This window comes from Shimia fortis (assembly GCF_040225985.1).
Taxonomy (GTDB): domain Bacteria; phylum Pseudomonadota; class Alphaproteobacteria; order Rhodobacterales; family Rhodobacteraceae; genus Shimia.
This window is the reverse complement of sequence record NZ_JBBPEU010000033.1, coordinates 1-3,261: the sequence shown is the minus strand read 5'-3', so window position 1 is coordinate 3,261 and position 3,261 is coordinate 1. Positions and strand designations below refer to the sequence as shown.

The window sequence follows — 3,261 nt, the reverse complement described above, 5'->3', positions numbered from 1 at the left end:
ATGATCTTTGGCGGCGATGGCGACGATTTCGTCAATGGCGGGTTTGGCCATGACCTTGTAAACGGCGGCACCGGCGGCGACCGGTTCTTCCATATTGGCGTGCTTGGCCACGGGTCGGATTGGATCCAGGACTATGACGCGGCCGAAGGCGATATCCTGCAATTCGGCAACGGCTCTGCCACGCGGTCACAGTTCCAGGTGAACTTTACCCACACTACCAACGCGGCGGGCGAACGCTCGGGTGACGACAGCACGGAAGAGGCGTTCGTCATCTATCGGCCCACCGGCCAGATCATGTGGGCGCTGGTTGATGGGGGCGGGCAGGACAGCATCAACCTGCAGATCGGCGGGGAATTGTTCGAGTTGTTGGCATGACAGCAGCGATAGAAGCGCGCCCCCGTTCAATGCACTGAAAGCCTCGTGAAACTGGACAGGGGACTCGTTTTCGACCCTAATTAGCGTCAATGTCTTTGTGAATTCGAAGAAACGTATTTAGAGGAGATACCCCATGCCCATATTTCCAGGAACCGAAAATAGCGAGGTCCTGAATGGCACCGCGTCTGACGATACCCTTTTCGGGAATGGCGGCGCTGATACCATTTCGGGTCTTGAGGGGAATGATATTTTGTCGGCCAATGGTGCAAACAATGAGGGCACCACCTATGACGGCGGCGACGGCAACGACACTCTGATCGGCAGCGCAGGTAACGAGACACTTCGGGGGGGTGCAGGGGATGACCGGCTCGAAGGTGGTGCTGGCAACGATGTCATTGAAACCGCAGGTGGCGGGCACGACCGGATTATCGGTGGCGCAGGGTATGATTTTCTCTATCTGGCACCTGACCCGGCTGGAGGGTTTGTCACAATAGACTATAGCGGCCTTGGCGGGCCGGTTTCGGCAGATCTGCGATACGGGGTCATCGAAAAACCCGGCGGGGATCAAGACGAATGGTACAATCTGCACGAGGCGTTCGAGCTTGGGGCAACCGATGGCGGCAGGTTGATCGGCACGGCCCATAATGACACTTTCACGACGCATAGAAACCCATTTGATCGCGGCATGGAAATGGCGCTGGAGATTATCGGCGGGCAGGGTAGTGACAATTATCATCTAGGCCATAACGGCCTTGTGCGGCTGAACTTCAGCGTCGATGAACAAGGACAGGCGGCGACGCAGGCGCTGGTGGTGGATCTCGACACCGGCGTGATCTCGAATGACGGGTTTGGCAATCAAGAGCAGATCACGGGGAGTAGCCCTTTGGAGATCATCGGAACCACTTTTGCGGACCAGATCACGCTGGGGTGGGAAACAAGCTACCAGATGGGGGCTGGCAACGATATCGTGACCGGGTTGGAAAACATGCAAGGGGCCGTGCGCTATGATGCGGCTCCGACAACTGGCGTGACGGTCAATCTGGCGCTCCGCATGGCAAACGGCCTTTGGAACGGACAAGCTTTCACCCACACGCTTCTTGATATCGAAAATGTTGCCGGATCTGAAGCGGGCAATGACCATCTTGAAGGCAATAGCGACGACAACGAGCTTTATGGTCTTGGCGGTGATGATACGCTGGATGGGCGCACCGGCAACGATACGCTGGACGGGGGCGCGGGTGATGACACCTTTCTTGCACTTTGGGGGGACAATACCCTTATTGGTGGCGCTGGAACCGATACCGTGATTGTCGACGCCAACAGCAGCGAAATTGCCGTGACTGCGGCGCTAAGTTCGGGAACCTATGGGGACATTCTAGGCGATGCCGTCACGATGCGCACTTCGGAAGGGTTCCAGACCCTGTTCAATTCGGTTGAGATCGTGCAGTTCAATGATTTGACCCTGACCTATGCCGAGATTGCCGCACGGATCTGGCAGATCGGCGGCATCCCTGCCGACACAATCTGGACCGGTACAGAAGGGGCAGACGTTGGGGTTAGCCCAATCAATGCCAATTCGTTGTTGAATGGCCTTGGTGGCGATGACGAACTCATGAGTAACGGCGGTGCTAACGGACATGATACGTTAATTGGTGGCGCTGGCCATGACACTTTGATTGGGCAGAATGGTAATGACGTTCTGGTGCCGGGGCCAGACGGCGGGATCGTGCGCGCGGGCAGAGGGGACGACATCATTGACCTGCGCGGGTCGGACAGCTGGATCGACATTCACCACTGGGACCTCTTTTCTGCGATCCGGGTCGACATCGACGCAGTGGCCGATACGGGCCTGATCTCGAAAGGCGAGCGATCGGTGGATGGACACACCGCTTTGCTGGGCGTGGGCGACACGATGGACCATTTCCTCGGCATCGCCGGCACGTTCGAGGATGACGTGTTCAATATTACAATGCGGCCCGGTTCGACTGGTACGCTGTTCATCTCACCAAACAGCGGCTCGGACCGGATCAATTTCTTTGGTCAGAGTGACATGACGGTGATCATGAACTATGGCGGCAACGGCGCCAATAACGGGGTAGTTGCCAATCTTCAGACAGGCATTGTCAGCAATGACGGACACGGGGATGCAGACATTATCGGGCAGACTACTGTGTTGTGGGATTTTTGGGGCACCGTGCATGGCGACTACGTCTCGGGCGACGCCCAGGCCAACCATTTCGACGGAAGCGATGGCAATGACACGCTGATCGGCTTGGCCGGAAACGATACGCTGACCGGTGGCGAAGGCGCCGATATCCTGAATGGGGGCGCAGATAACGACACGGCGCGGTATTTTGAACAAACCGAAGCCCTGACGGTCAACCTCGCGGCGGGGACAGCATCGGGAGGGCAGGCGGACGGAGACGTTCTGACCTCGATCGAAAGCGTGATTGGCGGCCTTGGGCGCAATCACCTGACGGGGGATGCCAACTTTAATCACTTGAGGGGGCGCACTGACTCTGACTTTTTGAATGGTCAGGGGGGGGATGACCTTCTGGAAGGCGGAGGCAACGCCGATACCCTTGTGGGCGGTGGCGGGAACGACACCCTGCTCGGGGGCGGCGGAGATCCGTCCGAAGACCCGACCTTGGACCTGCGCGACGTGATCTATGGCGGCAACGGCAATGACTCGATCGACGGTGGCTATGGCAACGATGAGTTGCGTGGAGACGCCGGCGATGACTCGATCGCGGGCGGTTTCGGCGCGGACACGGTGATTGGTGGCACAGGGGACGACGTATTGACCGGCTCGGCCTTCGGGGATGTCATCTTTGGCGGAGACGGCAACGACTTCATCAATGGCGGCTTCGGCCATGACCGGGTGAA

The 3,261-nt window shown here is 58.1% G+C and carries 1 protein-coding gene and 1 pseudogene; both read left to right on the top strand.

The genetic code is table 11. The features are described 5' to 3' along the window. A pseudogene (locus tag WNE31_RS18350) lies at window positions 1-375 on the top strand (hypothetical protein); the annotation flags it as partial. Window positions 376-508: 133 nt separating this feature from the next. Next, window positions 509-3,261: calcium-binding protein (locus WNE31_RS18345; protein ID WP_349981390.1), on the top strand; the 2,753-nt coding region annotated here is incomplete at its 3' end.